This window comes from Streptomyces sp. NPDC043853, assembly GCF_056436025.1.
In genome coordinates, this window is sequence record NZ_JBWKDJ010000004.1 from 562720 (window position 1) to 588437 (window position 25718).

Here is a 25718-nt window from a genome sequence, read left to right on the forward strand (position 1 = left end):
GTCCCTCTCCCCTTCCACTTCCGCCTCCCCGGCCCGCACTTCCGACTCCCCTGCCCGCACGCTCAGAAGATGTCCGGGCACCACGGGCGGCGGGCGGTACGGAAGACCAGTTCGGCGAGGGCCGCGGCGCCCGCCCGGTGTTCCGTCACACCGCCCAGCGCCACCAGCCGCGTCACGGACTCGTCGCCCAGGCAGAGGCTGCCCAGCTCGGACACGCCCAGGGTCAGGTCCGGCTCCGCGTCCGTGCGGACACAGCTGCGCGCGCCCGCGTCCAGCCGGTACCGGCCGCCGGCCAGGCCGGCCGGGTCCTCGACCTCCAGCACGAGCTCCCCCGGCGCCGCGTACGTCCGCGCCTCCAGGACCCGTACGACGTCCAGCACGCGCACCCACAGCTGGTCGGCGGCGGTCACCGTGCGGGCCGACCGCGGGTCGGGCAGCAGCAGCGGGACGAGGTCGTCCGGGGCCCGGTAACCGGTGCGGACCTTCATCACCCAGTCGATCGAGCACAGGTAGTGCCACAGCGCCCGCTCGGCGGCCGGGGTGACCGCGAGCAGCTCGCTGACCCGGACCGTGTTCAGGGGGACCTTGGCGTCCGTCCAGTGGTCGTCCGCCCGGTAGGCGGCGATGCCCTGGACCTCGCCCTCCGGCGACCGGTACACGGCGAAGTACTGATCCCGGTAGGGCCGGGAGTCCAGGACCTCCAGGCCGAGGGCCAGGTTCCAGAAGCGCTCGTTGCGGCTGACCATGCCGGCGACGGACCTCCGGAGCCGTTCGTGCAGCACCGGTCCCACCCGCCCGGCCTCGGCCGCGTCCACCAGGTCGATCCGGCCGCCGTCCGCGGGGACGGACCGGCGCGGGTCGAGGCCGGTGCGCGGGACGTCGATCTCCCACTCCGCCAGACAGGCGGCGGGCCCGAACCCGTAGCGGCCGTAGATCGGGTACTCGGCGGCGATCAGGGTCGCGAAGGCGTCCCCGCGCTCCTTGGCCTCGGCCAGCCCGGCCGCCATCATCCGGGTCAGCAGGCCCCGGCGGCGGTGCGTGGGCAACACGGTCACGTTGGTGACGGCGGCCGACGGGAGCACGGCGCCGCCCGGCACGGTCAGCTCCTGGGCGAAGGTCCGGAAGGTGCCGACGCAGCGGCCGGTGTCCGGGTCGAAGGCGCCCACGGTGCGGTCCAGATCGTTGTACTTGAGACGCTGGGCGAGGTCCCCGTCCGTCACGACGGGCGAGTTGAGGAAAGCGGTCTGCACGCAGCGCAGCCACTCGGCCAGTTCGGGTTCGGCGACGGTGCGGATATCGGCGACACGACGGATGTCAGCGGTCATTCGGCCCACGCTAGACGCCGATCGCCCGACCGGTCGCGCCAATTTCGCGGGCCGAAATCCCCGTCGCCGGCCGTCACGTCAGCAGGTCGTCGACCTGTGCCTCGCCCTCCCGGTAGCGCCGGGTGATCTCCGCGCTGCAGTCGTCCGCCGTACGTTGCAGCTGCTGCCGGCGCCGCGAGACCTGCTGTTCGTACCCGACCAGCCGGCCCATCGCGTCGTGCAGTTCGCCGTCGGTACGGGCGGCCAGGTCGGACAGTTCCACATCGGCCAGCATCTCCGCCGCCAGCAGCCGGAACTCCTCGCTGTGCGGGGTGCCCAGGGTGACGTGCCGGGCGGAGGCACTGCGGGTGGAGGGGGCGTCCGTGAGGATCTCGGACAGCCGGTCCACCACGACCACCGGGGCCTCCGGGTCGGTGCGCCGGGCCAGTTCGGCCCGGAGGATGTCGATGCGGCCCTGCAGGAGTCTGCGGATGTAGCTGAGATCGGCCTCGTCGCGCTGGGCGTCCCGGCGCAGCGCCCGCAGTTCGGGCAGTCCGAGCCCGTGCACACCGGGTGCCTGCGGGGGCGCCTGGGCGTCCGTGCTGCGCTGCGCGGGCGGCCGTACCGCCGACACGGAGCCTGCGGCTGCAGAGGTACCAGAAGTATTCATACGAACGTGTCCGTCCCCTCGACCGGTGCATGGGGCACCGCCTTCGTGCATCGTGCCACTGAGGGCGGTGCCGGTGCAGGTCCACTCCACCCGATCGGCCCCGGACGGGTGCACGCCTGATACACAGGTGGTATGCGAGCAGTGGTGCAGAGGGTGGACGGCGCGAGCGTCGTGGTCGCCGGTGAGACCGTGGGCGAGATCGTCGGCGAGGGCTTGTGCGTGCTGGTCGGGGTGACCCACGAGGACACCCCGGAGAAGGCCGCGCAGCTGGCGCGCAAGCTGTGGTCGCTGCGGATCCTGGAGGCGGAGAAGTCCTGTAGCGACACCGGTGCGCCACTGCTGGTGATCTCCCAGTTCACGCTCTACGGGGACGCCCGTAAGGGCCGTCGGCCCACCTGGAACGCCGCCGCGCCCGGCCCGGTCGCGGAGCCGCTGGTCGACGAGGTGGTGGCACAGCTGCGGGCGCTGGGCGCGACGGTGGAGACGGGCCGGTTCGGCGCGGACATGCGGGTCTCGTTGACGAACCACGGCCCGTTCACCGTGCTCCTGGAGATGTAGCCGCGGAAGCCCCGGACCCGACGGGCCGGGGCGGGACCGGGCTACGGCGCGACGACGACCTCCTGCGCGGCCGCCGTCGTCCCAGCGAGCAGCGCCGCGTCCACCGGCACGTTCCGCTTCACCAGCGCGAGCGCGATCGGCCCGAGCTCGTGGTGCCGCACCGCGGTGGTGACGAAGCCCAGCTGACGGCCCTCGGGGCCGTCGGCGGCCAGCCGTACGGGCGCCCCGTGGGGCGGCAGCAGCACCTCGGAGCCGTCCAGGTGCAGGAACACCAGCCGGCGCGGCGGCTTCCCCAGGTTGTGGACGCGGGCGACCGTCTCCTGACCCCGGTAGCAGCCCTTCTGCAGGTGCACGGCGGTGCCGATCCAGCCCAGCTCGTGCGGGATGGTCCGGTGGTCGGTCTCCAGGCCCAGGCGCGGCCGGTGCGCCTCCACGCGCAGCGCCTCGTAGGCGAGCAGTCCGGCGGCGGGGCCGTGCGCGGCGGCGAACTCCCGCAGGCGCTCGCGCGGCAGGAAGACGTCCCGGCCGGCCGGGGTCTCCCGGACGACGAGCTCCTTGTCGAGCTCGGCGATGGAACCGGCCGGCAGGTGCACGACCGCGAAGTCGGCGGTGCGGTCGGCGACCTCCACCCGGTAGAAGAACTTCATCGACTCCAGATAGGCCGTCAGCGCCTCCTGGGTGCCGGGCTCCACGTGCGCCCAGGTCGTCTCCCCGTCGTCCACGAGGTAGAGGGCGTGCTCGATGTGCCCGTTCGCGGAGAGGATCAGCGCCTCGGTGGCTTCCCCGGGCGACAGCTCGGTGACGTGCTGGGTGAGCAGCAGGTGCAGCCAGCTCAGCCGTTCCGGTCCGGTGACGGTGATGACACCGCGGTGGGAGAGGTCGACGAAGCCGCGGCCGTCGGCGAGGGCACGCTGTTCGCCGTACAGCTCTCCGTAATGGGCGGCGACTCCTTCGTCACGGCCTTCGGCCGCCACGGCGCCGGGCAGATCAAGCAAAGGGCTGGTCATAGGCCAAGCCTACGACTGCTCCTCGGGGTGCTTGGCGGCGTCCTTCCGGCAGCGGCCGAAGATCGCGAAGTGCTTCATGTCGGTCTCGAAGCCGAAGGTGTCGCGGAGCTTGGCGATGAACTCGTCGGCGACGTGCTGATCGGCCTCGATGACGTCACCGCAGTCGCGGCACACCAGGTGGATGTGGTGGTGCCGGTCGGCGAGGTGGTACGTGGGCGCGCCGTGGCCCAGATGGGCGTGCGAGACCAGCTTGAGCTCCTCCAGGAGCTCCAGGGTCCGGTAGACGGTGGAGATGTTCACGCCGGAGGCGGTCTTGCGCACCTCGGCGAGGATCTCGTCCGGGGTGGCGTGCTCCAGCGTGTCGACGGCCTCCAGCACGAGCTGGCGCTGAGGGGTCAGCCGGTAGCCGCGCTGCCGCAGGTCACTCTTCCAGTCGGTGCTCGCCACCCGCCCAGTGTAAGGGCGGGCGGAGCATGGCGGAGGGGGGATCACGGCGGACCCGTGATCCCTCCTGGCGCTCCGGCTCAGCGGAAGAAGGCGATGCCGTCGTCCGGCATGTCCGGGAGGTTGCGCGCCATCTCGGCGACCTCCTCGGGGGTGACGACCTTCCGCAGCTGCGCCGACATGTACGGACGCAGCTCGACCTCGGGGGTGGCCTTCTCGCCGACCCACATCAGGTCGCTCTTCACGTAGCCGTAGAGCCGCTTGCCGCCGCTGTACGGGCCCGAGGCCTCGGTGCGCGCGACGGCGTCGGTGACGACGTCGATCTGCGGCTTGCCCTCGGCGAGCTCGCCGTACCAGACCTCGACGACACCGGCGTCGCGGACCATCACGATCTCGATCTGGCGGTCCTTGTCGATGCGCCAGTAGCCGGACTCCGACTCCAGCGGGCGCACCTTGTTGCCCTCGGTGTCGAGCACCCAGGTGTGCGAGTTGTACTCCAGGAAGTCCCGGCCGTCGTGGCTGAAGACGACTTCCTGGCCGAAGTTGCACTTCTCGTCGCCGGGGAAGTCGAAGACGCCCGCGCCCTCCCAGGTGCCGAGGAGGAAGGCGAGGGGGACGAGGCCCGGGTTCAGGTCGGACGGGATCTGGATCATGGGTGGCTGCTCAGCTCAGGCGATCTGTGGGAGGGGTGGGTGGACCGAGGGTCAGCGCTGGCCCTGGTAGAGCTTCGTCACGGCCAGCACGGTGAAGGCGAGGACGCCGACGCAGACCAGGACCAGCAGGGAGGTGAAGACTGCCTCAAGCACGGGGTGCTCCTCGATGAGGGGTTCGGTTCGGTTGGCGCGGTGGGCCGGTCCACAAGCCTACTGGCCCGCGGTCCGGCCCACTCTGCGAGGTAGGCCGTACGCCGGGTGGCGGCTGGCCGAGCAGCCGGTTCTGCAGGATCACCGTCCGGTGGAACGGCACGGCGGCGGGCTCACCCCGCTTGCGGGTCTGCAGGACCAGGGCCTTGACGTCCCCGGACTGCGCACGGCCTCCGGTGCGGGACGTGTCCGCGTACTCGGCCAGGACTCAGGGCTTGAGGCGCAGGCACCTGCGCACACGCATGACCACTGCGGAGGGGAGGCGGTCGTACGCCCCCGGATCACGGTTCGGCATCCCCCCGGCGCCGCGGTTTCCCGTCCAGCTCGTCCCACCACTCATCGGACTGCGGGTCGCCCGAGGGGTCGTCCCACCAGCGGTCGTCCGGACCGCGCCGGTTCGCGAGGATCGCCGCGACCGGCGGGATGACCATCGCCACCACGCACATCGCCACGGCCACCTCCACCGACCACAGCCGCACGAAAGCCCAGGCGGAAACGAAAAGAAGAAGGCATCCGCCCATGAGCAGGAAGTACACGCGTCGGCGTCGGGCGTACATGCCTCCAGCGTAGAACGGCACGAAGGGCCGCACCCCGGTCCAGTGGCGTCCAACCCCCGGGGGTGCGGCCCTTCGGCCGTTCGGTGTGCCGTCGGTCAGACGGCGATGGCGACGTCCGTCACGCCGCCGGCCTCGGCGACGACGACGGTACGGTCCGCCTTGGCGCCCGGGACCAGCGCCCGGAGCGTCCAGCTACCCGTCGCGGCGTAGAAGCGGAACTGGCCGGTGGCCGAGGTCGGGACCTCGGCGGTGAACTCACCGGTCGAGTCCAGCAGCCGGACGTAGCCGGTCACCGGCTCGCCATCCTTGGTCACCTGGCCCTGGATGGCCGTCTCGCCCGGCTTGAGCGTCGTGATGTCGGGTCCGCCGATCTGAGCTCCACACATGTTCTCTGTCCTGTCCTAGAGAGTTCGTACTACGGGTCGCGCTTGCCCGAAAAATTACTTATTGGCGCCGAGCTCGATCGGCACGCCGACCAGGGAGCCGTACTCGGTCCACGAGCCGTCGTAGTTCTTGACGTTCTCCTGGCCCAGCAGCTCGTGCAGCACGAACCAGGTCAGCGCGGAGCGCTCACCGATGCGGCAGTAGGCGATGGTGTCCTTCGCCAGGTCCACCTGCTCGGACTCGTAGAGGGCGGTGAGCTCCTCGTCGGACTTGAAGGTGCCGTCGTCGTTGGCGTTCTTCGACCACGGGATGTTGCGGGCGCTCGGCACGTGGCCGGGACGCTGCGACTGCTCCTGCGGGAGGTGCGCCGGGGCGAGCAGCTTGCCGGAGAACTCGTCGGGCGAACGGACGTCGACCAGGTTCTTGGCGCCGATGGCCGCCACGACGTCGTCGCGGAAGGCACGGATGGAGGTGTCCTGCGCCTTGGCCTTGTACTCGGTGGCCGCGCGCTGCGGGACCTCGGCGCCGTCGACCAGGTCACGGGAGTCGAGCTCCCACTTCTTGCGGCCGCCGTCGAGGAGCTTGACGTCCTGGTGGCCGTAGAGCTTGAAGTACCAGTACGCGTAGGAGGCGAACCAGTTGTTGTTGCCGCCGTAGAGAACGACGGTGTCGTCGTTCCCGATGCCCTTGGCGGAGAGGAGCTTCTCGAAGCCCTCCTGGTCCACGAAGTCGCGGCGCACCGGGTCCTGGAGGTCCTGCTTCCAGTCGATCCGGACGGCGTTGCGGATGTGGTTCTTGTCGTAGGCGGACGTGTCCTCGTCCACCTCCACGATGACGACCTTCGGGTCGTCCAGGTGGGCCTCGACCCAGTCGGCGTCGACGAGGACGTCGCTGCGGCTCATGGTGTTCTCCTCCGGGGCAGTGTTCGGCGGGGCTGTGCTGCGGGTGCTGCGTGAATCCGGGTGCGCCCGGGTGTTCCCACGCGGGGCGGCGCTGGAAAGAAGGCGTGCGGTCACGCGAGAAAGGCCTGCGAACGGGGTACGTCCGTACCGGCCGGGTACGTCGTACATCCGCACGTCGTACGGCGTCGGGAGCGACGGTGTGCGTCGCGCTCGGTCAGCGACAGAGCATGGCGGCGACGCGACACAGGTCTACTGCCCGCCGCTTCGTGAGGTCCGCCTGCATTCGCTTCATGGGCATGGATCGTAGGGACGAAACGCCCGCGCTGTCACCGGCGTGTCATATACCGAGACAGGATTGTCCGAATGTCGGGACGCAGGCCTCATCCGGGCAGGCCGGGAGGGGCTGCGACCTCCCCGCCGCCCCCCACGCTTCTACGGATCGGACCAGCCCGTCTCACTATGCGGCCACAGTCCGCGCCACGCCCGGAATCCGCACCCGCCGACCGCCCGAAGCGCGTAGCGATCGTCGGCGGTCCATGCCCGGCCACCGACGGCCCGCATCCGCCGGCCGGCAGGAGCGCGTAGCGAGTTGGTGCGCCCGGACCGGCCCAAATTGCGTAGATCTGATCCACTTCACTTCCGTGCCCGCCCGGAGGGCGGCTGGCCGAGCGGAGCCGCTGCTCGTGCCCGCCAACGCCGGAGCGAATGTGGCCTCGGTCCCTCCATGCCATCCCCCGGGGGCGGCCCGACAGTCCTTGTCGTTGCGTGACGGCCGTCGGCGTCAAGGGGGGCCCGAAGGGCCATCGGCTTGCCGACGCGACCAACGGGAGCGCCCTTGACGCCGACGGCCGGCACGTAATGACACTGGGACTGACGGGCAGCCCCCGGAGCTCCTCGCTCCCGCCCAGCCGAACCCGGCTCCGTGTGCGCGGCCGGGGTCCCTGCGGGGCGATTCCCCCACCCCGCCCCTTCCCGAAACTGGGGCTCCGCCCCAGACCCCGTCTCGGGCCCTGCCCAGCCACCGTCCCGGGGCTCCGCCCCAGGCCCCGTCCCGGGGCTCTGGCCCAGCCCCGTCCTGGGCTCCACCCCCGGTCCCTTTCCGGGGGCCACCCCAGCCCCGTAGCGGGGCACTGCCCCGGCTCCCCGTCCCGGGTCCCCGCCCCCGCCCCCGCCCCCACCCCCAAGGCAGGGGGCGGGGACTGGAGCGGGAACGCAGCGCCTCATCACCCAGAAGTCAGAGAGACCTTCGCTCCGGTCAGGGTCAGGGCGAGACCGTCCTTGTCCGAGGTCAGGGACGAGAGGGTGAGGCCGGCCGGGAGGCCCTCCAACTCCCGATCGAAGTCGGTCTTCTCCCGGACCATCTCCTCGATCCCCGGAATGCCCTCGCCGGGCACCGCGTCGGCGCGCACCCGGACCGTGTCACCGTCGACCAGGGTGATGGTGGAGATCACGCTGCGCGTGATCGTCCGGCCCAGCAGGCTCACCCCCGCGGTCACCTTCACCTTGCCCGGCGACCCGCCGTAGGCGACCGTGGCCCCGCTCGTCGACGCCCGGGTCAGGTCCTCGTACACCACCCTCGCCGTGCCATCGGCCCGGCTCGCGGTCCCACCGGAATAGTCGTCGGACAGCTTCACGTCATGGAAGCGGGTGTCGAGCTGCGCTATCCGCATCCGGTGGCCGTCGGACGTGGTGGTCTGGACGCCCTTGAGGCGGACATCGACCCGGTCCAGCCGGTGGCTCATGGCCTGCGTCAGGAACGGGAAGCCGTCGATCTCCACCTCGGTGCCGCCGTCCCCGCCGCGACCGGAGGAATTGATCTTCTCCGCGATCCGGTCCTCCGCGTACCCCACGGCCAGCCGGTCGGCGGCGACGAACAGCCCGCCGAGCACCAGCCCGGCGATCACCAGGGCCCGTACGACGCGCAGCCCCCTGCGTGGCCCCGGCCGCGCAGCCTGGGCCCCCGGCCCGCCACCGACCCCGTAGCCCGCCCCGCCGGCACCGGGAACGCCGGGACCGCCGGGCCCGGGTATCGGCCCAGGCGCAGCTCCCCCACCCGGACCCCAACCCGCACCCGAACCCGCACCCGAACCCGCACCCGAACCCGGACCCGGACCCACGCCCGATCCCGATCCCGATCCAGCACCCGATCCAGCCGCCGTACCTGCCGGTGTCGCCGTGTCCATCCGTTCCCCCTCGTGATCATTTACGTACGGGTAGCTAGTTGACCACGCGTCCCATCAGGTAAACCGCAGGGGCGGCAGCGGCCAGCGGCAGGGCAACCCCCGCCGTCATATGGACGAACTTCGAGGGGTAGTCGTATGCAGCCACCCGCAAACCGATCAGCGCGCACACCCCTGCGGCCAGGCCGACCAGGGCACCACCGGCGCCGACCGACGTCAGCCCGCCCAACGCCAGACCCGCGCCGGCCGCGGCGGCCAGCGAGATCCCGACAGACGGTGCCGGCGGCAGCGGCAGCGCGCGGGTGAACACGGCCACGGCGACGGCGGTCGCGCCAACCGTCACCGCGGCGGAGTCCGCGGCCAGGAACCCGGCGCACACGATCGCCAGCGCGGCGGAGGCCACCGAAGCCATCAGGCCGTACATGCGCTCGTCGGGGTCTGCGTGGCTGCGCAGCTGGAGCACCAGCGTGAGCAGCACCCAGGCGCCCAGGGTCCCGATCACGGCACCCGGTCCGTTGGACCCGCCCACGGCGAGCACCGCGATGTCGGCGACGACCGCTCCCGCGAAGGCGAGGGCGATGCCCTGACGGGCGGGCCACATACCGTTCAGCCGGAACCAGCCGGCCGCGGTGAGACCCTGCAACAGCACCAGGGGCACCAGCAGCGCCAGGTCCCCGATCGCGGCGGCGCCGGCGAGCAGCACCCCGAGCACGGCGGTGAGCAGGGCGGACTGCGGACCGGGGTCGATGATCGGCGACCGGCCCTCGGCGCGGGCCTGGCTCGGGTCCCGCGTGGGACGCGTGGTGCCGGCGAGGGTGGGCGTGGAGTAGGCCTCGGCACCGGCCGCCGCCTCGGCGACCTGCCCGACCTGCCCAGCCTCCCCTGCCTGCCGGACCTGCCCGGCCTCCCCGATCTGCCCGTCGCCCGGGTACGGCGGCAGGTACGCGGTCTCCGCCGCGGCAGGCACCTCGCCCCCCGGCCCCTGTCCCTGCGGCGGCACCGCCGCAGCGTCGGCCTGCACCGGAGGCAGGTACGCGGTCTGGGCCACCATCGGATCGGCGGCCGGGGAAGTACCGGGCTCCGGATCCCGGAACCAGCTCTCGGGGGCCACGGACTGCGCCCCCGACTGCACCGGACCGGCCGACGACTCCTGGTAGGGCGGCAGGTAGGCGGTCTCGGCGGCAGCGGCGGCACCCTGCGTCCCGCCCTGCACGGCGTAAGGGTCCTCGTACGGAGCTCCGTAAGGCGCCTGCCCCATGCCCATGCCCATGCCCATGTCCATGCCGGACGCTGCGCCGACGCCCGAGTACGGATCCGCGTACCCGGGAGCCTGAGCCTGGGGGTGGACCTGAGCCTCGGGCTGGACCTGGGCCTGGTCCCCGCCGCCCGGAACGTGGCCCTGCGGCGGCACCTGGGCCGGACCTGCCTGCACCGGAGGCAGGTAAGCGGTCTGGGCCACCGCCGGATCGGCGGCCGGGGAGGCGCCGGGTGCGGGGTCCCGGAACCAGTCCTCCGGCGCCAGGGGCTGCGGCCCCGGCTGTACCGGTGCCTCATGACCATGGCCATGGGCCTGGCCATGGGCCTGGCCCTGCGCCGGGTACGCGGCTCCGTCGTACGACGGCGGGGTCCCGTCGGACCCGGCGGCCTGCGGCCGGTACGGCTGCGCGGACCACGGGTCCGCCTGCGGGACCGACTGCCCCGCCTCGTAACGCCCGCCGGCCGGCTCCTCCCGGAACCAGCTGTCGGGCGCGGCCAGCGACTGGGCCTGCTCAGGACCGGCCCCCGGCGCCGGGACCTGGCCCGGGACCTGACCGGGCGCTGTGCCCAGCACCGGCTGGTAGGTGGTGTCCCAGGTCTGGCTCTGCCATGTCTGGGTGGCGTAGGGGTCGTGCGGCAGCGGCTGCTGCAGCTCTTCCGGATGCGGCGGCTGCGGCATCTGCGGTGGCTCCGGCATCTGAGGCTGCTCCGGCATCTGAGGCTGCTGCGGCCCGCCGTACTGCTCGGAGTGGCCGTGGTTCTCGGGACTGCTCATCGCGGACCGGTCACCCACCCGCGAACGGCGGCAGGACCTCGACGGTGCCGCCCTCGGTCAGCAGGATCTCGTCATGGCTGCGCTTGCCCACCTGGTGCCCGTCCACCAGGAACGAGCAACGCCGCAGGACCTGGGCCAGCTCCCCGGGGTGCGCGGCGCGCACGGCGTCGAGCGCCTCGGCCAGTGTCTGTGCCGCGTACGGCTCCTCCGCCATCCCGGCCGCGGCCTTCGCCGCCGCCCAGTAGCGGATGGTTCCCGCTGCCACTGCGACTCCTCTCGTCGGCCCCGTGCCGTCCGCTCCATGATGACGCCTCACGCTCCCGGCACGGGTGTGCCTCCGCGCGCCCCCCGTGCGCCGACCCGTGCGCCGACCCGCTCAGGCGTCCCCGAAGGACGGCCCGCCGAACCGGTGAAACCGCGCACGAGCAGGGCGCGAGCAGGCCATGAGCAGGGCATGAGCAGGCCGTGAGCAGGGCACGGGCAGGCCGTGAGCAGGGCACGGGCAGGGCCGGAAACCCCCGCCGAGGCCCCTCAGGGTGGTGCGAACCACAGAACTGGTGCCCCGGGCGCCCTCGGCCGGACGAGCCCCGGCGGGCTATTCTGGGCGGGAAGAGGATCCGGGCAACGTAGCCCCCCGGGTCCTTTTGTGCTTTCTGCACGTTGAACGAAGTGCGAACAGTGGAATCCATGCGGACCTCAGGGCGCGGGGCCCGCAGCCGTACAGAGCAAGCGAGCAAGAGCAAGAGCACGTCCTCGACGGGACCGAGGAGGAACCGACGTGATGGGCCAGCCATTCCTGCACGAACGTGCGATCACCCGGGCGGGGAGGTCGGCGCGATGAGCTCCCTTCTGCTGCTGACCAACGCCTTGCAGCCGTCCACCGAGGTGCTGCCCGCCCTCGGACTCCTGCTGCACAACGTCCGGGTGGCGCCCGCCGAGGGGCCGGCCCTGGTGGACACCCCGGGCGCGGACGTGATCCTCGTCGACGGCCGGCGCGATCTGCCGCAGGTCCGCTCCCTCTGCCAGCTCCTCCGCTCCACCGGGCCCGGGTGCCCGCTGATCCTGGTCGTGACCGAGGGCGGCCTGGCGGCCGTCACCGCCGACTGGGGCATCGACGACGTACTCCTGGACACCGCCGGTCCCGCCGAGGTGGAGGCGCGGCTCCGGCTGGCCACCGGCCGGCAGCAGCTGGGCTCGGACGACTCCCCCATGGAGATCCGCAACGGCGACCTGTCCGTCGACGAGGCCACGTACTCGGCGAAGCTGAAGGGCCGGGTGCTGGACCTGACCTTCAAGGAGTTCGAGCTGCTGAAGTACCTCGCGCAGCACCCGGGCCGGGTGTTCACGCGGGCGCAGCTCCTGCAGGAGGTCTGGGGCTACGACTACTTCGGCGGCACCCGCACGGTGGACGTCCACGTACGGCGACTGCGCGCGAAGCTCGGCCCCGAGCACGAATCCCTGATCGGCACCGTGCGGAACGTCGGCTACCGTTTCGTCTCGTCGCCGGAGAAGTCCGAACGCGGCGAACGAAGCGAACGCGCCGACCGCACTTCGCGCACGGATCGCACGGATCGCACGGATCGCAACGAACGCACCGAAGGCAGCGACCGCACCGAAGGCGGCGACCGTACGGCCGAGGCCACCCGGAAGCCCGCCCCCGCGAAGGCTTAGCTCGAGGACTCGGCACGAGGACTCGGCGCGAGGACTCGGCGCGAGGACTCGGCGCGAGGACTCGGCGCGAGGACTCGGCGCGAGGACTCGGCGCGAGGACTCGGCGCGAAAACCCGACGAAGGCCCGACGAAGGCCTGACGAAGGCCTGACGAAGGCATGGCGAAGGCCCGGCGCGAAGGCTTGGACAGCCGTCCCCCGCTCGGCGGACGGTGGTCCAGGCGGCCCGTCGCGGTCCACTCAGCAGGACGGCCTGCCCAGAGGCAGGTCACCCCGCGTAGACTTCGCGCGTGGCCAAGGTGACGCGGGATGACGTAGCGCGACTGGCGGGTACTTCCACCGCTGTCGTGTCGTACGTCATCAACAACGGACCCAGGCCGGTCGCCCCGGCCACGCGCGAGCGTGTCCTCGCTGCGATCAAGGAACTGGGGTACCGGCCCGACCGGGTCGCCCAGGCGATGGCCTCACGGCGCACCGACCTCATAGGCATGATCGTCCCCGATGCCCGCCAGCCGTTCTTCGCGGAGATGGCACACGCGGTCGAGCAGGCCGCCGCCGAGCGCGGAAAGATGGTCCTGGTCGGCAACTCCGACTACCGCACCGAGCGCGAGGTCCACTACCTGCGGGCCTTCCTCGGCATGCGGGTCTCCGGCCTGATCCTGGTCAGCCAGGGCATGAGCGAGCAGGCCGCCTCGGAGATCGAGGCCTGGGACGCGCGCGTCGTGCTGCTGCACGAGCGCCCCGAGGCCATCGACGACGTCGCCGTCGTCACCGACGACATCGGCGGCGCCCAGCTCGCCACCCGCCACCTGCTGGAACACGGCCACCCCTACGTCGCCTGCATAGGCGGCGTCGAGAACACCCCGTCGGTGGGCGACCCGGTCGCCGACCACGTGGAGGGCTGGCGGCGCGCCATGCTGGAGTCGGGGCGGTCCGTGGAGGGCCGCCTCTTCGAGGCCCCGTACAACCGCTACGACGCCTACCGGGTGGCCATGGAGGTCCTCTCCGGGCCGGACCGGCCGCCGGCGATCTTCTGCGCGACGGACGACCAGGCCATCGGCGTGCTGCGGGCGGCGCGCGAGCTGCGCATCGACGTTCCGACGGAGCTGGCGGTCGCGGGCTTCGACGACGTCAAGGAAGCCGGCCTGACCGACCCGCCGCTGACGACGGTCGCCTCGGACCGCCCGGCGATGGCCCGCGCCGCGGTGGACCTGGTGCTGGACGACTCCGTCCGGGTGGCCGGCTCCCGTCGCGAGCGCCTCAAGCAGTTCCCGTCGGCCCTGGTGGTCCGGCGCAGCTGCGGCTGCGCGTAGGCACAGCCGCAGCTGCGCCTGAGCTCCCCTGGGATCAGGGCGGCGGGGGGCCGTAGAGGGTGGTGAGCGCTGCTGCCAGGCGGGACAGGTGGGTGCGGGCCGCGGGTGGAGAGAGGATCTCCACGCGGGCTCCCAGGCCGGCCAGCCGGGCGGCCACGACCTCCGGTGACGGGCCGTCCACCTCGGCGGACAGGCCGTCCGGGCCGGTGGCGGTGACCCTCAGGTTCCCGCCGAACAGTCTCCGCAGCAGGCCCTCCGCGTCCGGTTCCGCGCGCACCCGGACGGTGGCCGCGGCCAGCCGGTCCTCCATCCGTGCGGCCAGCTGCCGCCAGGCAGCGGCGAGGTCGAAGCCCTCCGGGCGGTCCACCGGCGCACCGGTCGGCTCCGCCGAGGTGACCCGGTCCAGCCGGTACATGCGCAGGTCGACAGCCTCGGCACCGGGCTCCGGTGATCCGGTACCGGTACCGGCACCGTCGCCGGCACCGACACCGACACCGACACCGTCGCCGGGCTTCGCCAGCAGATAGCGGGCCCCCGCCTTGCTGACCAGGCCCAGCGGGTGCACCGTACGCACCCGGACCGGCCTGCCGGGTGCCGCGTAACCGAGCCGGACCTGTACGCCGTCCACCACCGCACGCTCCAGCACGCCCACCACGCCCACCACGCCCACGACGCCCGGAGCGAGCCCGGGCGCAGCCGGAGCCGTCGGACTCGTGTGAGCCGCGTGAGCCGGGTGAGCCATCCGATGCGTCGGCGCCACCGCGGGAGCCGGTTCGGCCGGTGCCCGCTCGGCCGGTGCCGGCTCAGCCGGTGCCGGTTCGGCGGGCGTGCCCGACCAGTCCACGGGGTCGGTGTGGCCGGCCCGTGAGGCCGCCTCCGCACCCGACCGCAAGGGCGCGGGCAATGCCCGAACCAGCTTGCGCAGCGCTGTGCGCAGCTCCGGCGAGTCCGACCACGGGCCGGTGACCAGGAACAACGCCCGGATCTCCGGCTCGGTCAAACCGGTCAGATCCGTCCGGGCACCCCCGACCAGGGCCCAGCCGCCGCCCCGCCCCCGGGTCGCGTAGACGGGCACGCCGGCCGCGGCCAGGGCCTCCAGGTCACGCCGCGCGGTCCGCTCGGAGACCTCCAGCTCCGCCGCCACCTCGGCCACCGTCACGCGTCCGCGCGTCTGCAGGAACAGCAGGGCCGCCATCAGCCGATCCGCTCGCATGCGAACGATCTTCTCTCGATTTCCCGGAAAAGTGGCCAGAAGATGGCCACTTTCCCTTCCAGGCTTGGTCACGTCAGAAGGAGCCCAAGGCAGCCCGAAGGGCCATCCCGCCCAACGAATGGAGACAGCCATGATCGTGATCACCGGAGCCACCGGGAACGTCGGACGCCCGCTCGTCGAGGCGCTCGCCGCCGCCGGCGAGCAGGTGACCGCCGTGTCCCGGCGCCCCGCCGTCGCCGCGCACGACCACGCCACCACCGTGCGCCCCCACGCGGCCGACCTCGCCGTCCCCGACAGCCTGCGGCCCGCCCTGGACGGCGCCGACGCCCTCTACGTACTGATCGCCGGCGGCGGCGAAGGGCTCGACCCGGAGGCACTGATCGGCACCGCCAAGGCCGCCGGCGTCCGGCACCTCGTCCTACAGTCCTCCCAGATCACCGGCACCCGGCCCACCGCCCCCTCGCACGCCGTCCTGAAGGCCTTCGAGGCCGCCGTACGGGAATCCGGGCTCGACTGGACCGTCCTGCGGCCGGGCGGCTTCGCTTCCAACGCCTACGCATGGGCGGAACCGGTCCGCACGGGACGCACGGTCGCCGCGCCGTTCGGAGACATCGGGCTGCCGGTGGTCGACCCCGTGGACATCGCGGGCGTCGCCGCCGCCGTACTGCTGGACCGGGCAGGCCACGCCGGCCGTACGTACGAGCTCACCGGCCCCGAAACGATCACTCCTCGGGAGCAGGCCCGGGCGATCGGCGCGGCGATCGGCGAAGAGGTGCGGTTCACCGAGCTGAGCCGGGCCCAGGCCCGGGAGCAGCTGCTGGCGTTCATGCCGGCGCCGGTGGCGGACGGCACTCTCGACATCCTGGGCGGGCCTTCCGATCTGGAGCAGCGGGTGAGCACTGACGTCGAGCGGGTGCTGGGGCGGCCGGCACGGACGTTCGCCCAGTGGGCGGCCCGGAACGCGGCCGCTTTCCGCTGAGCGCGGGGCGGGCGCGGAGTCGGCGAGCCCGTAGGGCACGACGGGCACGGCAGACGCTCAAGGCACGGCAGGCACGGCAGGCACGGCAGGCACGGCAGGCACGGCAGACGCTCAGGGCACGACGGACACGACGGGCACGACGGGCACGACAAACACTCAAGGCGCGCCGGGAGACGTTCTCATACCGGGCATACAGCCTTCTGCCGGGCTTCTCAGCCGCTACTCAGGAAGCTCTCATGATTCGCGGACAGAGTCATCACCATGACCGAGAGCCACCGCCGCGAAGGCGAGTATCCGCAGGAGAACAGCCCGTCCCAGGCCGCGCCGTTCGGCCGCGAACGCTTCGCCCACTTCGCCGACGCGGCGGGGCCGGAGACCGGGGCGTACCCGCCCGCTCCGCCCTACGCCCCGCAGCAGCCGCCGACGGCCCCTCCCGGCTGGTACGAGGCGCACCAGCAGCCGCCCACGGCGCCCGCCGCAAGCCCTTCCGCACACGCCACGGGCTTCGCCCCCGCCCCCGTCGGCGGCCCGGCCCACGCCGTCCGCGCCAAGCGGCCGGTCGCGCTGCTCGTCGCGGTCGCCCTCGCCGCCGCGGTGGTCGGCGGCGGCACCGCCACCGCCGTACAGCACCTGCTGGGTGGCTCGTCCACCACCGGCAGCGTCTTCCCCGGCAGCCCGATCTCCCAGTCCTCGGCCGGCACCGTCGCCGGTGTGGCCGAGGCGGTCAGCCCGTCCGTCGTACGGATCGACACCCGCAGCGGCGGCGGCCAGGGCACCGGCTCCGGAGTGGTCATCACGGAGGACGGCGAGATCGTCACCAACAACCACGTGATCAGCGGCGCGAGCCAGATCCAGGTCACGATGAGCGACGGGAAGAAGTACGAGGCGAAGATCGTCGGCACCGACCCGGACAAGGACCTCGCCCTGATCAAGCTGCAGGGCGCCAAGGGGCTCAGGGCGGCGAAGCTCGGCAACTCGGACGGCCTGAAGGTGGGCGAGGAGGTCGTCGCGATCGGCTCGCCGGACCGGCTGACCGGGACCGTGACCAGCGGAATCGTCTCGGCACTGAACCGTGAGGTGAACGTGCCGAAGTCGGAGAGCCCGCAGCAGCGGCCGCAGCGGGGCGGGGACGGGTGGCCGTTCTCCTTCGACGGGCAGCAGTTCAACGGTGACACCGGCGCCAACACGACCTCGTACAAGGCGATCCAGACCGACGCGTCCCTCAACCCGGGCAACTCGGGCGGCGCACTGGTCAACATGAACGGGGAGATCGTGGGCATGCCGTCGGCGATCTACTCACCGGCGAGCGACGGCTCCAAGGCGGGCAGCGTGGGCCTCGGCTTCGCGATCCCGGTGAACACGATCAAGTCCGACCTGGCATCGCTCCGCAAGGGCGGGGCGGCCGACGACAACGGCTCGGGCTCGGGCTCCGACTCCGGCTCGGGCTCCGACTCCGGCGCCTACGGCACCACGTTCTGACCGCGACATCCGCGCGGGGGCCGCGGCCGATCCGCGGCCGATCCGCGGCCGGTCCCGGGCCGGCCCTGCCCCCGGGCACGGCCCGGACCGGGCCGAGCCGGGCGGAGCACCTGGCGGGGCGTGCGACGCTGGAACGCAGTGGCACCGAACCCGTCGCGGCCACGGCAGCATCCGATCCGTACCCCAGGGGGGCCCAGTCATGACCGCCGCGAGCGACCGCGTCCTCATCGTCGACGACGAGCCCGCCGTCCGCGAGGCCCTCCGCCGCAGCCTCGCCTTCGAGGGGTACGGCACCGAGACCGCCGTCGACGGCCTCGACGCCCTCGACAAGGTCGCCGTGTACGAGCCGGGCCTGATCGTGCTCGACATCCAGATGCCCCGGATGGACGGCCTGACCGCCGCCCGGCGGCTGCGCGCCGCCGGATCCCTCACCCCGATCCTGATGCTCACCGCCCGCGACACCGTCGGCGACCGCGTCACCGGCCTCGACGCCGGTGCCGACGACTACCTGGTCAAGCCCTTCGAGCTGGACGAGCTGTTCGCCCGGGTCCGCGCCCTGCTGCGGCGCAGCGCGTACGCCACCTCCGGTGCGCCGGACCGGGCGGCCCCCGAGGACGTGCTCTCCTTCGGCGATCTCCGGATGGACCTGACCACGCGCGAGGTCACCCGGGCCGGCCGCCCGGTGGAGCTGACCCGCACCGAGTTCACCCTGCTGGAGATGTTCCTCGCGCACCCCCGCCAGGTCCTCACCCGAGAACAGATCCTGAAGACCGTCTGGGGCTTCGACTTCGAGCCCAGCTCCAATTCCCTCGACGTGTACGTGATGTACCTGCGCCGGAAGACCGAAGCCGCCGGGGAGCCCCGCCTGGTGCACACCGTGCGCGGCGTGGGCTACGTACTGCGCGCGGGCGAAAACGGCGGTCCCGAGTGACGTCGGCGAGCACGGGGGCAGGCCCCTCCGCGAGCACGGGGGCAGACCCCTCCGCGAACACGAGGACGCCGACAGGCCCCTCCGCGAACACAGGGACGCCGACAGGCCCCTCGACGAACACGAGGACGGCAACGGGCCCCTCCACAGGCAGCCCGGCCGGCCGGGCCGGCCCGGCCGGCCCCGTCGCCCGGTTCCGCGCCCTCCCGCTCCGCTCCCGGCTCGCCCTGCTGGTGGCCGTGGCCGTGGCGGCGGCGGTCGCCGCGGTGGCCACCGTCTGCTGGTTCATGGTCCGGGCCCAGCTCCGCGACCAGCTGGACACCTCCCTCCAGGAGACCAACCCCAACGCGCAGGTGGTGCGCGCGCTGCGCGAAGGCTGCACCACCGCGCCCGCGAAGCCCCGGCCGCAGCCCAACCAGCAGCTCGCGAGCAGCCTGAACGCGACCGTGCAGATCGTCACCGCCGACGGCGACCACTGCTGGGTGGCCGGCCTGACCGACCTGCCGGTGACCACCGCCGACCGGGAGGTCGCGGCCGGCGGTACCGCGGTCCTGCACGACGCGACGACCGGCGACGGCACCGCCATGCGGGTGTACACCATCCCGTCCGGCACCAATCCGCACTTCGCGATCTCCATCGCCAAGCCGCTGGCCGACATCGACAAGCCGCTCTCCACCCTGGCCTGGGTGCTGCTGCTGGCCGGCGGCATCGGCGTGGTCGGGGCGGGGGCGGCCGGCCTGGTCGTCGCCCGGGCCGGACTGGCCCCCGTGGACCGGCTGGCCGAGGCCGTCGAGCACGTCGCCCGGACCGAGGACCTGGCCATCCGCATCCCCGACGAGGGCGAGGACGAGATCGCCCGCCTCTCCCGTTCCTTCAACGCGATGACCGCCGCCCTCGCCTCCTCCCGGGACCGGCAGGCCCAGCTCATCGCGGACGCCGGGCACGAGCTGCGCACCCCGCTGACCTCGCTCCGTACGAACATCGAGCTGCTGGCGCGGAGCGAGCGGACCGGGCGGGCCATTCCGCCCGAGGACCGCCGGGAGCTGCTGGAGTCGGTCAAGGCCCAGATGACCGAGCTGGCCTCGCTGATCGGCGATCTGCAGGAGCTGTCCCGGCCGGACGCGGCCCTGCCCGGCCCGCTGCAGGTGGTGCCGCTGCACGAGATCGCCGAGTCGGCGCTGTCGCGGGCCCGGTTGCGCGGCCCGGAACTGTCCTTCGGTTCCGACATCCGGCCCTGGTACGTGCGCGGCGAGGCGGCCGCGCTGGAGCGGGCCGTCATGAACGTGCTGGACAACGCGGTGAAGTTCAGCCCGGCGGGCGGCTCGGTCGAGGTGGCGCTGCGGGCGGGCGAGCTGACCGTACGGGACCACGGGCCGGGCGTGCCCGCCGAGGAGCTCCCGCACGTGTTCGACCGGTTCTGGCGGTCGCCGACGGCCCGTGCGCTGCCCGGCAGCGGCCTGGGGCTGTCGATAGTGGCCCGTACGGTGCAGCGCGCCGGCGGTACGGCCGAACTGCGGGCCCCGGCCGACGGCGGCCCGGGCACGGAGGCGGTGCTCCGGGTGCCGGGCGCGCCGACGCCGCCACCAGGCGCGCCGACTCCGCCGCAGGGATCACCGGCTCCGCCGCCGCCGGGGAATCCGTCAGTTGTGGGCGATCAGTGAATCGATGAAGCCGCCGCGGGTGTTGGGGAAGTCCACGGGGACTACCCCGAGGCCGGTCCGGCCGGCCATCTCTGCGCCCGTGACGAAGGAATGGATCTGCGGGTTGAGGCGGTCGGCGTTCCAGCGCGGGGGCATGTAGGCGGCCGTGGAGACGTGGTTGACGAACAGCCTGCCCGGCTGGGACACGGCCTTGCGGAAGTGGTTCTCGATCAGGCCGCGTTTGGCGAAGGGCTCGGCGTTCCAGTCGTCCTGGATGTCGAACCAGGTGCCGTCCCCGTAGCGGATGCCGGGCAGGCCGCCGTTGTCGGCGAGCAGGACCACCTTGCCGCGGGCCTGCCCGAGGTTCGGCAGCGCGGGGTCGATGCGGAACAGCGGGCGCCAGCCGCGGTGGTCGAGGTAGTCGTCGAAGACCGCGCGGAAGGTGGCGTCGCTCTCGCCGGAGTACTCCTGCTTGAGCCGCATGAGAACGGTCTCGGAGGGGTGTGCCGCGAGGAAGTTCCCGCAGGCGACGAGGACGTCGCCGAACATGAGGTTCTGGTAGAAGGACCCGTGGTGGATGGCGAAGGAGCCGCCCGTGACCCGGCAGCGGACGTCCAGGAAGCGGATGCCGGCGTCCAGCTGCTGCGCGACGGTGATGTTCTGGCAGGCGACGTAGAGGCCGCCGTAGCGGGCGCCGGAATCGTGTGTTCCGGGGATGGTCATCCGCGGGAGCGGGGTGCTGTCCGGGAGTCCGGCCATCCAGTCCTGGGTGCCGAGGGTCCGTGCGCCGGCGGGCGCGGCGGTGGCGGCACCGAGTCCGGCGGCCGTTGCCGCCGCCATCGCGCCGACCAGAAAAGTACGCCGATCCAGGCTCATGCCGTGGCCCTCCGGTCACCGTTGACGTCGGCCGGATTATGGCGTGGACACCTCAAGAAGACCACCCATCGGCAGTGCACGAGCGCGTCCATACGGGCGTATTACACAAACGTATTGCACGGTCGATCTATACGCTCGTATAGTCGGGCTCACCGGCAGGCAAGCAGCGCAGCACCGCGCGGACCGCCGCAACGAGGGGACACCACGCCATGACCAGCACCGCCACCGGCACCGCCACCGGCACCGCCACCACCACCGCCGCCCGCACCGCCACCCGCGGAACCCTGACCGTCGACGGCCGCACCCTCTCCTACCTGGACTGGAACTCCCCGGCGGCGGAGCCCGCGAGCGGCACCGGCCGGCGCACCCTGCTCGCCCTGCACGGCCACGTCTCCGAGGGCGCCTCCTTCGCCGGCCTCGCCGCCGCCCTCGGCGACGAGTGGCGCGTCATCGCCCCCGACCAGCGGGGCCACGGCGACTCCGACCGCGCCCCCGAGTACGGCCGGGCCGGCTATCTCGCCGACCTCCGCGCCCTCCTGGCCCACCTCGGCCTGGACCGGGTGACCGTGGTCGGCCACTCCCTCGGCGCGATCAACGGGTACCACCTCGCCGCGGAAAACCCCGGTCTCGTCGACGCCCTGGTCAACATCGACACCGCCGTCGACCTGTCCGGCCAGGGCGAGAGCCCGCTCACCTTCCTGCTGGGCCTCCCCTACACGGCGCCCACCCGGGAGGACCTCCTCGCCGCCTGCGGACCGCTGGCCTCGATGATCGGTTCCGCCCTGCGGCCGCTCGCCGACGGCAGCGGCTGGCGGCTGCCCTTCCACCCGCAGGACACCGTCACCTCCGAGACCGCCGTGCACGCCGACCACTGGCAGCAGTGGCTCGTGACCTCCTGCCCCGCCCTGCTCGTCCACGGCCGCGACAGCCAGGTCCTCACGGCGCTGCACGCCGACGCCATGGTGGCCCGGCGCCCGCACACCTCGTACGCCGCCCTGGACACCGACCACTTCGTCCAGCTCCGCGACCCCGAGGGCTTCACGGCCGCGGTCACGGCCTTCCTCGCCACACTGTGATCGACCTCGGCAGACGGCAGGGCCCAGGCACCCGAAGGGGACCGGCACCCAAAAGGCCTTGGGCACGGCACCCAAAAGACCCAGCCACACCGACACCCACACCCACACCCACACCCACACCCACACCCCACACCCCGGGCAAACGAAAGGGGCGGCCGGCCGCCGAAGCGACCGACCGCCCCCACCCGGGGAACCGGAACCGCTACTTGATGACGGTGATCCGGTCGGCCGCCGGCGGCGCGATCGGGTTCGCCGCCGAGGAGTGCTTGCCCAGGTAGGCGTTGAAGACGTCCAGGTCGGACACGCCCACCAGCTTGTTCTTGTGCTCCTTCAGGACGGTGAAGCCGTCACCGCCGCCCGCGAGGAACTCGTTCATCGCGACGCGGTAGGTCTTCGCCGGGTCGATCGCCTGGCCGTTCAGCTTGACGGAGTCCACGACGATGCGGTCGGCACCGGTCTTGGTCATGTCGAGGGTGTACGTGAAGCCCTTCGAGACCTGCAGGATCTTCGGGTTCGGGCCGTTGACCGGGCCCGTCACCTGCTGCTGGAGCGCCGTGATCAGCTGGGCGCCGGTCAGGTCCACCGTGTTCATCATGTTGGTGAACGGCTGGACGGTGAACGCCTCGCCGTAGGTCACGACGCCGTCGCCCTCGTCACCGGCCGCCTTGTAGGCCAGGTCCGCGCGGATGCCGCCCGGGTTCATGATGGCCAGCTGCGCGCCGCCCTTGTCGGCCGGGGCCAGCGCCTCCAGCTGCGCGTCGGCGATCAGGTCACCGAGCGGCTTCTCGTACGCCGAGGAGCCGCGGCCCTGGATGTCGGCCGAGATGTGGCCCTGCGGACGGTTGGCGATCGGCGCGGCCAGCGTGTTCCAGCGCGCGATCAGGTCGGTCATGTCCGTGGCCTTGGGCTGGTTGCGGTGCACCACGTGGTTGGCCGCGACCGGCGACTTCACCGCGGTCCGGACGATGTCCTTGGTCGCGCGGTCGTACGTCAGCGTGGTCTCGGTGAAGAGCCGACCGAGGGAGGCCGCCGAGGTCACGGTCCGCGGGTTGCCGGCCGGGTCCGGGATGTTGCAGGCGTACGCCTGGTGGGTGTGGCCGGTCACGAGGGCGTCGACCTTCGGGTCGACGTTCTTCGCGATGTCGACGATGGCACCGGAGATTCCGGCACCGGCGCCGGGCACGTTGCAGTCGTAGTTGTAGGCGCCGGAGGCGGGCAGGCCGCCCTCGTGGATGAGCGCGACGATCGACTTCACGCCCTGCTTGTTCAGCTCGGCGGCGTACTTGTTGATCGTCTCGACCTCGTCGCCGAACTTCAGGCCCTTGACGCCCTCGGCGGTGACGACGTCCGGGGTGCCCTCCAGGGTCACGCCGATGAAGCCGATCTTGACGCCGTCCTTCTTCCACACGAAGGTGGGCGAAAGCATCGGACGCTTGGTCTTCACGTCCGTCACGTTGGCGGCGAGGTACGGGAAGTTGGCGCCCTCGAAGGTCTTGCCGTACTCGAAGCAGCCCTCGGTGGGGTGACAGCCGCCGTACTGCATGCGGCGCAGCTCGGTGCGGCCCTCGTCGAACTCGTGGTTGCCGACGCTGGTGACGTCGAGCCCCATCTTGTTCATGGCCTCGATGGCCGGCTCGTCGTGGAACAGACCGGACAGCATCGGGCTGCCGCCGATCATGTCACCGGCGGCCGCGGTGATGCTGAACGGCTTGTCCTTGCGCGCCTCGCGCAGGCTGGTGGCCAGGTACTCGACGCCACCGGCGGGTATCGCCTTGGTGGTCCCGTCGGCCTGGAGCTCGGTCACGGTGCCGGAGGAGCCCTGCGGCGGCTCCAGGGTGCCGTGGAGGTCGTTGAAGGACAGCAGCTGCACGTCGACGGTGCGGCTGCTGCTGCCCTGACCGCCACCACTGGCGGCGCCGGCCGGCAGGGCAACGGCGACCAGTGCGCCGGCACCCGCCGTGGCGGCGAGAGCGGCGAAGGTCAACCGGCGGGCTCGGCGGTGCCGTTGTGGTGTCGCTGACATCAGTTCCCCTTTGCGGACAGCGAACGGTATGGGAGGTGCCCGAAGACTATGGTCAACGCGCGTAGCGCGACAGGGGGTAGCGGGTTGCGAGGTGGTTACGCACGAGTAGATCCCTCGTCGTGTCCACCCCAATTCATGCCAATGGGATCCATTTCGATGCCGCGGCTCGCCGAGCACGAGCGAACCCCGGCCGAGGACGACACCCCTGCACGAGGTCACCGCCGTAGGCTCGTCGCATGACTGACGCAGCAGCGGCCGTTGAGCCGGGACGGCAGATCCTGACGTGCGACGAACTGACGGAGGAGCAGGTCGAAGCGGTGCTCGGCCTGCTGGAGGAGGCCGCCCGGGCGGACGGCACGTCCGCGGTCTCGGAGCAGGGCCGGCTCCAGCTCCGGGGCGGCCCCCGCCCCGGCATCAAGCACTTCCTGTTGACCGAGAGCGGCCGGCTGGCCGGTTACGCCCAACTCGAGGACACCGACCCGGTGGAGGCGCCGGCGGCGGAACTCGTCGTACACCCCGCGCTGCGCGGCCGCGGCCACGGCCGCGCCCTCGGCTCGGCCCTGCTGGCCGAGACCGGCAAGCGGATCCGCGTGTGGGCCCACGGCGGCAAGTCCGCCGCACGCCACCTCGCCCAGGTGCTCGGGCTCACCCTCTTCCGCGAGCTCCGCCAGCTGCGCCGCCCGCTCGGCCCGGACGCGCCCGAGCTCCCCGAACCGACGCTGCCCGAGGGCGTAACGGTCCGTACGTTCGTCCCGGGCGCGGACGACGCGGCCTGGCTCGCGGCCAACGCGGCGGCCTTCGCCCACCACCCCGAGCAGGGCGCCCTGACCCAGCGCGACCTGGACGACCGCATGGCGCAGCCGTGGTTCGACCCGAAGGGCTTCTTCCTGGCGGAGCGCGAGGGCACTCTCGCCGGCTTCCACTGGACGAAGGTCCACCAGGCGGAACGGCTCGGCGAGGTCTACGTGGTCGGCGTCCTCCCCGGCGCCCAGGGCGGCGGCCTCGGCAAGGCCCTGACGGCGATCGGCCTCCGCCACCTCGCCGCAGCGGGCCTGCCGACCGCGATGCTGTACGTGGACGCGGACAACACGGCGGCGCTGGCCGTCTACGAGGGCCTGGGGTTCGTCACGCACGAGGTGGACCTGATGTACCGCACGGAGAGCTGACGGGGCAGCGGGCGGGCCCGGCTCGGGGGGGGCTTGCGCTGCGCGCGGCGGTTGCCCACCCGCCCACCCGCTCACCCGTACAGGGCGTCACGGATCCCGAACCCCCAGTGGCCGCCCCCTCGCCACCGGCGCCCAACCGGCCGCGACCTGAGCCAACCACCGCCGCACCGCGCCCGACCCGTCATCCGAACCGGCCACCGCCGGGCATCCCGCCCGTTCCCGCGAACTGCACCGGGCGAGGCGGGGGAGGTGGCGGGGGCGGAGCCCGGGGAGGGGGCCGGGGGCGGAGCTGCGGGACGGGGGGCCGGAGCGGGAGCGGAAGGGGCCGGAAGGGGCCGGGGGCGGAGCCCCGGAACGGGGGCTGGGGCAGAGCCCCGGAACGGCGGCTGGGCAGGGCCCGAGACGGGGTCTGGGGCGGAGCCCCGGGACGGCGGCTGGGGCGGAGCCCCGGAACG

Annotated in this window: 24 protein-coding genes; 9 read left to right on the top strand and 15 right to left on the bottom strand. The window is 72.6% G+C overall.

What is annotated here, in order from left to right; all coding sequences use genetic code 11:
- Window positions 1-62 precede the first annotated feature (62 nt).
- Complete coding sequence (locus tag AC067U_RS14785; RefSeq protein WP_478830039.1) at window positions 63-1325, bottom strand: GNAT family N-acetyltransferase; 1263 nt, start codon at window positions 1323-1325, stop codon at window positions 63-65.
- Window positions 1326-1398: 73 nt separating this feature from the next.
- Window positions 1399-1974 carry an RsiG family protein gene (locus AC067U_RS14790; protein WP_478830040.1) on the bottom strand — a complete coding sequence of 192 codons (576 nt, stop codon included), beginning with the start codon at window positions 1972-1974 and terminating at the stop codon, window positions 1399-1401.
- Window positions 1975-2106: 132 nt separating this feature from the next.
- Between AC067U_RS14790 and dtd the strand changes: the two genes are divergently transcribed.
- Window positions 2107-2532: a D-aminoacyl-tRNA deacylase gene (gene dtd, locus AC067U_RS14795; RefSeq protein WP_478830041.1), complete on the top strand. Its 426-nt coding sequence runs from the start codon at window positions 2107-2109 to the stop codon at window positions 2530-2532.
- 41 nt (window positions 2533-2573) lie between these two features.
- Here the strand turns inward: dtd and ygfZ are convergent, their stop codons facing one another.
- The 10 genes from ygfZ to AC067U_RS14845 form a co-directional block, all read right to left on the bottom strand.
- A complete protein-coding gene (gene ygfZ / locus AC067U_RS14800; RefSeq protein WP_478830042.1) occupies window positions 2574-3539 on the bottom strand; it encodes a CAF17-like 4Fe-4S cluster assembly/insertion protein YgfZ in 966 nt (321 codons plus the stop codon).
- 9 nt (window positions 3540-3548) lie between these two features.
- Entirely contained in the window at window positions 3549-3986 is a 438-nt protein-coding gene (locus AC067U_RS14805; RefSeq protein ID WP_478830043.1) for a Fur family transcriptional regulator, read from the bottom strand.
- A gap of 77 nt (window positions 3987-4063) precedes the next feature.
- Window positions 4064-4636 (bottom strand): heme-binding beta-barrel domain-containing protein, encoded by a 573-nt coding sequence (locus AC067U_RS14810; RefSeq protein ID WP_478830044.1) that lies wholly within the window; start codon window positions 4634-4636, stop codon window positions 4064-4066.
- 491 nt (window positions 4637-5127) lie between these two features.
- Window positions 5128-5403, bottom strand: coding sequence for a DUF3099 domain-containing protein (locus AC067U_RS14815; protein WP_478830045.1), 276 nt, complete (start codon window positions 5401-5403; stop codon window positions 5128-5130).
- A gap of 95 nt (window positions 5404-5498) precedes the next feature.
- A complete protein-coding gene (locus tag AC067U_RS14820) occupies window positions 5499-5789 on the bottom strand; it encodes a DUF1416 domain-containing protein (protein WP_478830046.1) in 291 nt (96 codons plus the stop codon).
- 54 nt (window positions 5790-5843) lie between these two features.
- Window positions 5844-6689, bottom strand: coding sequence for a sulfurtransferase (locus AC067U_RS14825; RefSeq protein ID WP_478830047.1), 846 nt, complete (start codon window positions 6687-6689; stop codon window positions 5844-5846).
- 214 nt (window positions 6690-6903) lie between these two features.
- Window positions 6904-6987: a putative leader peptide gene (locus AC067U_RS14830; protein ID WP_389475332.1), complete on the bottom strand. Its 84-nt coding sequence runs from the start codon at window positions 6985-6987 to the stop codon at window positions 6904-6906.
- 925 nt (window positions 6988-7912) lie between these two features.
- A complete protein-coding gene (locus tag AC067U_RS14835) occupies window positions 7913-8614 on the bottom strand; it encodes an LmeA family phospholipid-binding protein (protein WP_478830126.1) in 702 nt (233 codons plus the stop codon).
- Between the two features lie 292 nt (window positions 8615-8906).
- Window positions 8907-10328 (bottom strand): hypothetical protein, encoded by a 1422-nt coding sequence (locus tag AC067U_RS14840; protein WP_478830127.1) that lies wholly within the window; start codon window positions 10326-10328, stop codon window positions 8907-8909.
- Window positions 10329-10911: 583 nt separating this feature from the next.
- Window positions 10912-11166 (bottom strand): MoaD/ThiS family protein, encoded by a 255-nt coding sequence (locus tag AC067U_RS14845; RefSeq protein ID WP_478830048.1) that lies wholly within the window; start codon window positions 11164-11166, stop codon window positions 10912-10914.
- A gap of 572 nt (window positions 11167-11738) precedes the next feature.
- Between AC067U_RS14845 and AC067U_RS14850 the strand changes: the two genes are divergently transcribed.
- Both AC067U_RS14850 and AC067U_RS14855 read left to right on the top strand, forming a co-directional pair.
- Window positions 11739-12572, top strand: coding sequence for a response regulator transcription factor (locus AC067U_RS14850; protein WP_478830049.1), 834 nt, complete (start codon window positions 11739-11741; stop codon window positions 12570-12572).
- Window positions 12573-12860: 288 nt separating this feature from the next.
- On the top strand, window positions 12861-13883 hold the full coding sequence (locus AC067U_RS14855) for a LacI family DNA-binding transcriptional regulator (RefSeq protein ID WP_478830050.1): 1023 nt from the start codon (window positions 12861-12863) through the stop codon (window positions 13881-13883).
- Window positions 13884-13917: 34 nt separating this feature from the next.
- Here the strand turns inward: AC067U_RS14855 and AC067U_RS14860 are convergent, their stop codons facing one another.
- Entirely contained in the window at window positions 13918-15096 is a 1179-nt protein-coding gene (locus AC067U_RS14860; protein ID WP_478830051.1) for a helix-turn-helix transcriptional regulator, read from the bottom strand.
- A 130-nt stretch (window positions 15097-15226) separates the two neighbouring features.
- Between AC067U_RS14860 and AC067U_RS14865 the strand changes: the two genes are divergently transcribed.
- The 4 genes from AC067U_RS14865 to AC067U_RS14880 all read left to right on the top strand — a co-directional run bounded on the left by AC067U_RS14865 (window position 15227) and on the right by AC067U_RS14880 (window position 20143).
- Window positions 15227-16075, top strand: coding sequence for an SDR family oxidoreductase (locus AC067U_RS14865; protein WP_478830052.1), 849 nt, complete (start codon window positions 15227-15229; stop codon window positions 16073-16075).
- A 261-nt stretch (window positions 16076-16336) separates the two neighbouring features.
- A complete protein-coding gene (locus AC067U_RS14870) occupies window positions 16337-17554 on the top strand; it encodes a S1C family serine protease (protein ID WP_478830053.1) in 1218 nt (405 codons plus the stop codon).
- A 199-nt stretch (window positions 17555-17753) separates the two neighbouring features.
- Entirely contained in the window at window positions 17754-18485 is a 732-nt protein-coding gene (locus AC067U_RS14875) for a response regulator transcription factor (protein ID WP_478830054.1), read from the top strand.
- A gap of 230 nt (window positions 18486-18715) precedes the next feature.
- Window positions 18716-20143 carry a sensor histidine kinase gene (locus AC067U_RS14880; RefSeq protein ID WP_478830055.1) on the top strand — a complete coding sequence of 476 codons (1428 nt, stop codon included), beginning with the start codon at window positions 18716-18718 and terminating at the stop codon, window positions 20141-20143.
- Here the strand turns inward: AC067U_RS14880 and AC067U_RS14885 are convergent.
- Window positions 20123-20998, bottom strand: coding sequence for a phosphatidylinositol-specific phospholipase C (locus AC067U_RS14885; protein WP_478830056.1), 876 nt, complete (start codon window positions 20996-20998; stop codon window positions 20123-20125). The genes AC067U_RS14880 and AC067U_RS14885 overlap by 21 nt on opposite strands.
- A 209-nt stretch (window positions 20999-21207) precedes the next feature.
- On the opposite strand from AC067U_RS14885, the gene AC067U_RS14890 reads away from it, so the two are divergent.
- Window positions 21208-22074: an alpha/beta fold hydrolase gene (locus AC067U_RS14890; RefSeq protein ID WP_478830057.1), complete on the top strand. Its 867-nt coding sequence runs from the start codon at window positions 21208-21210 to the stop codon at window positions 22072-22074.
- 202 nt (window positions 22075-22276) lie between these two features.
- On the opposite strand, the gene AC067U_RS14895 is transcribed toward AC067U_RS14890, so the two are convergent.
- Window positions 22277-24097 (bottom strand): bifunctional metallophosphatase/5'-nucleotidase, encoded by a 1821-nt coding sequence (locus tag AC067U_RS14895; protein ID WP_478830058.1) that lies wholly within the window; start codon window positions 24095-24097, stop codon window positions 22277-22279.
- Window positions 24098-24333: 236 nt separating this feature from the next.
- Here AC067U_RS14895 and mshD point away from each other — a divergent pair, with 236 nt between their 5' ends.
- Window positions 24334-25263: a mycothiol synthase gene (mshD, locus tag AC067U_RS14900; RefSeq protein WP_478830059.1), complete on the top strand. Its 930-nt coding sequence runs from the start codon at window positions 24334-24336 to the stop codon at window positions 25261-25263.
- Window positions 25264-25718: the final 455 nt, after the last annotated feature.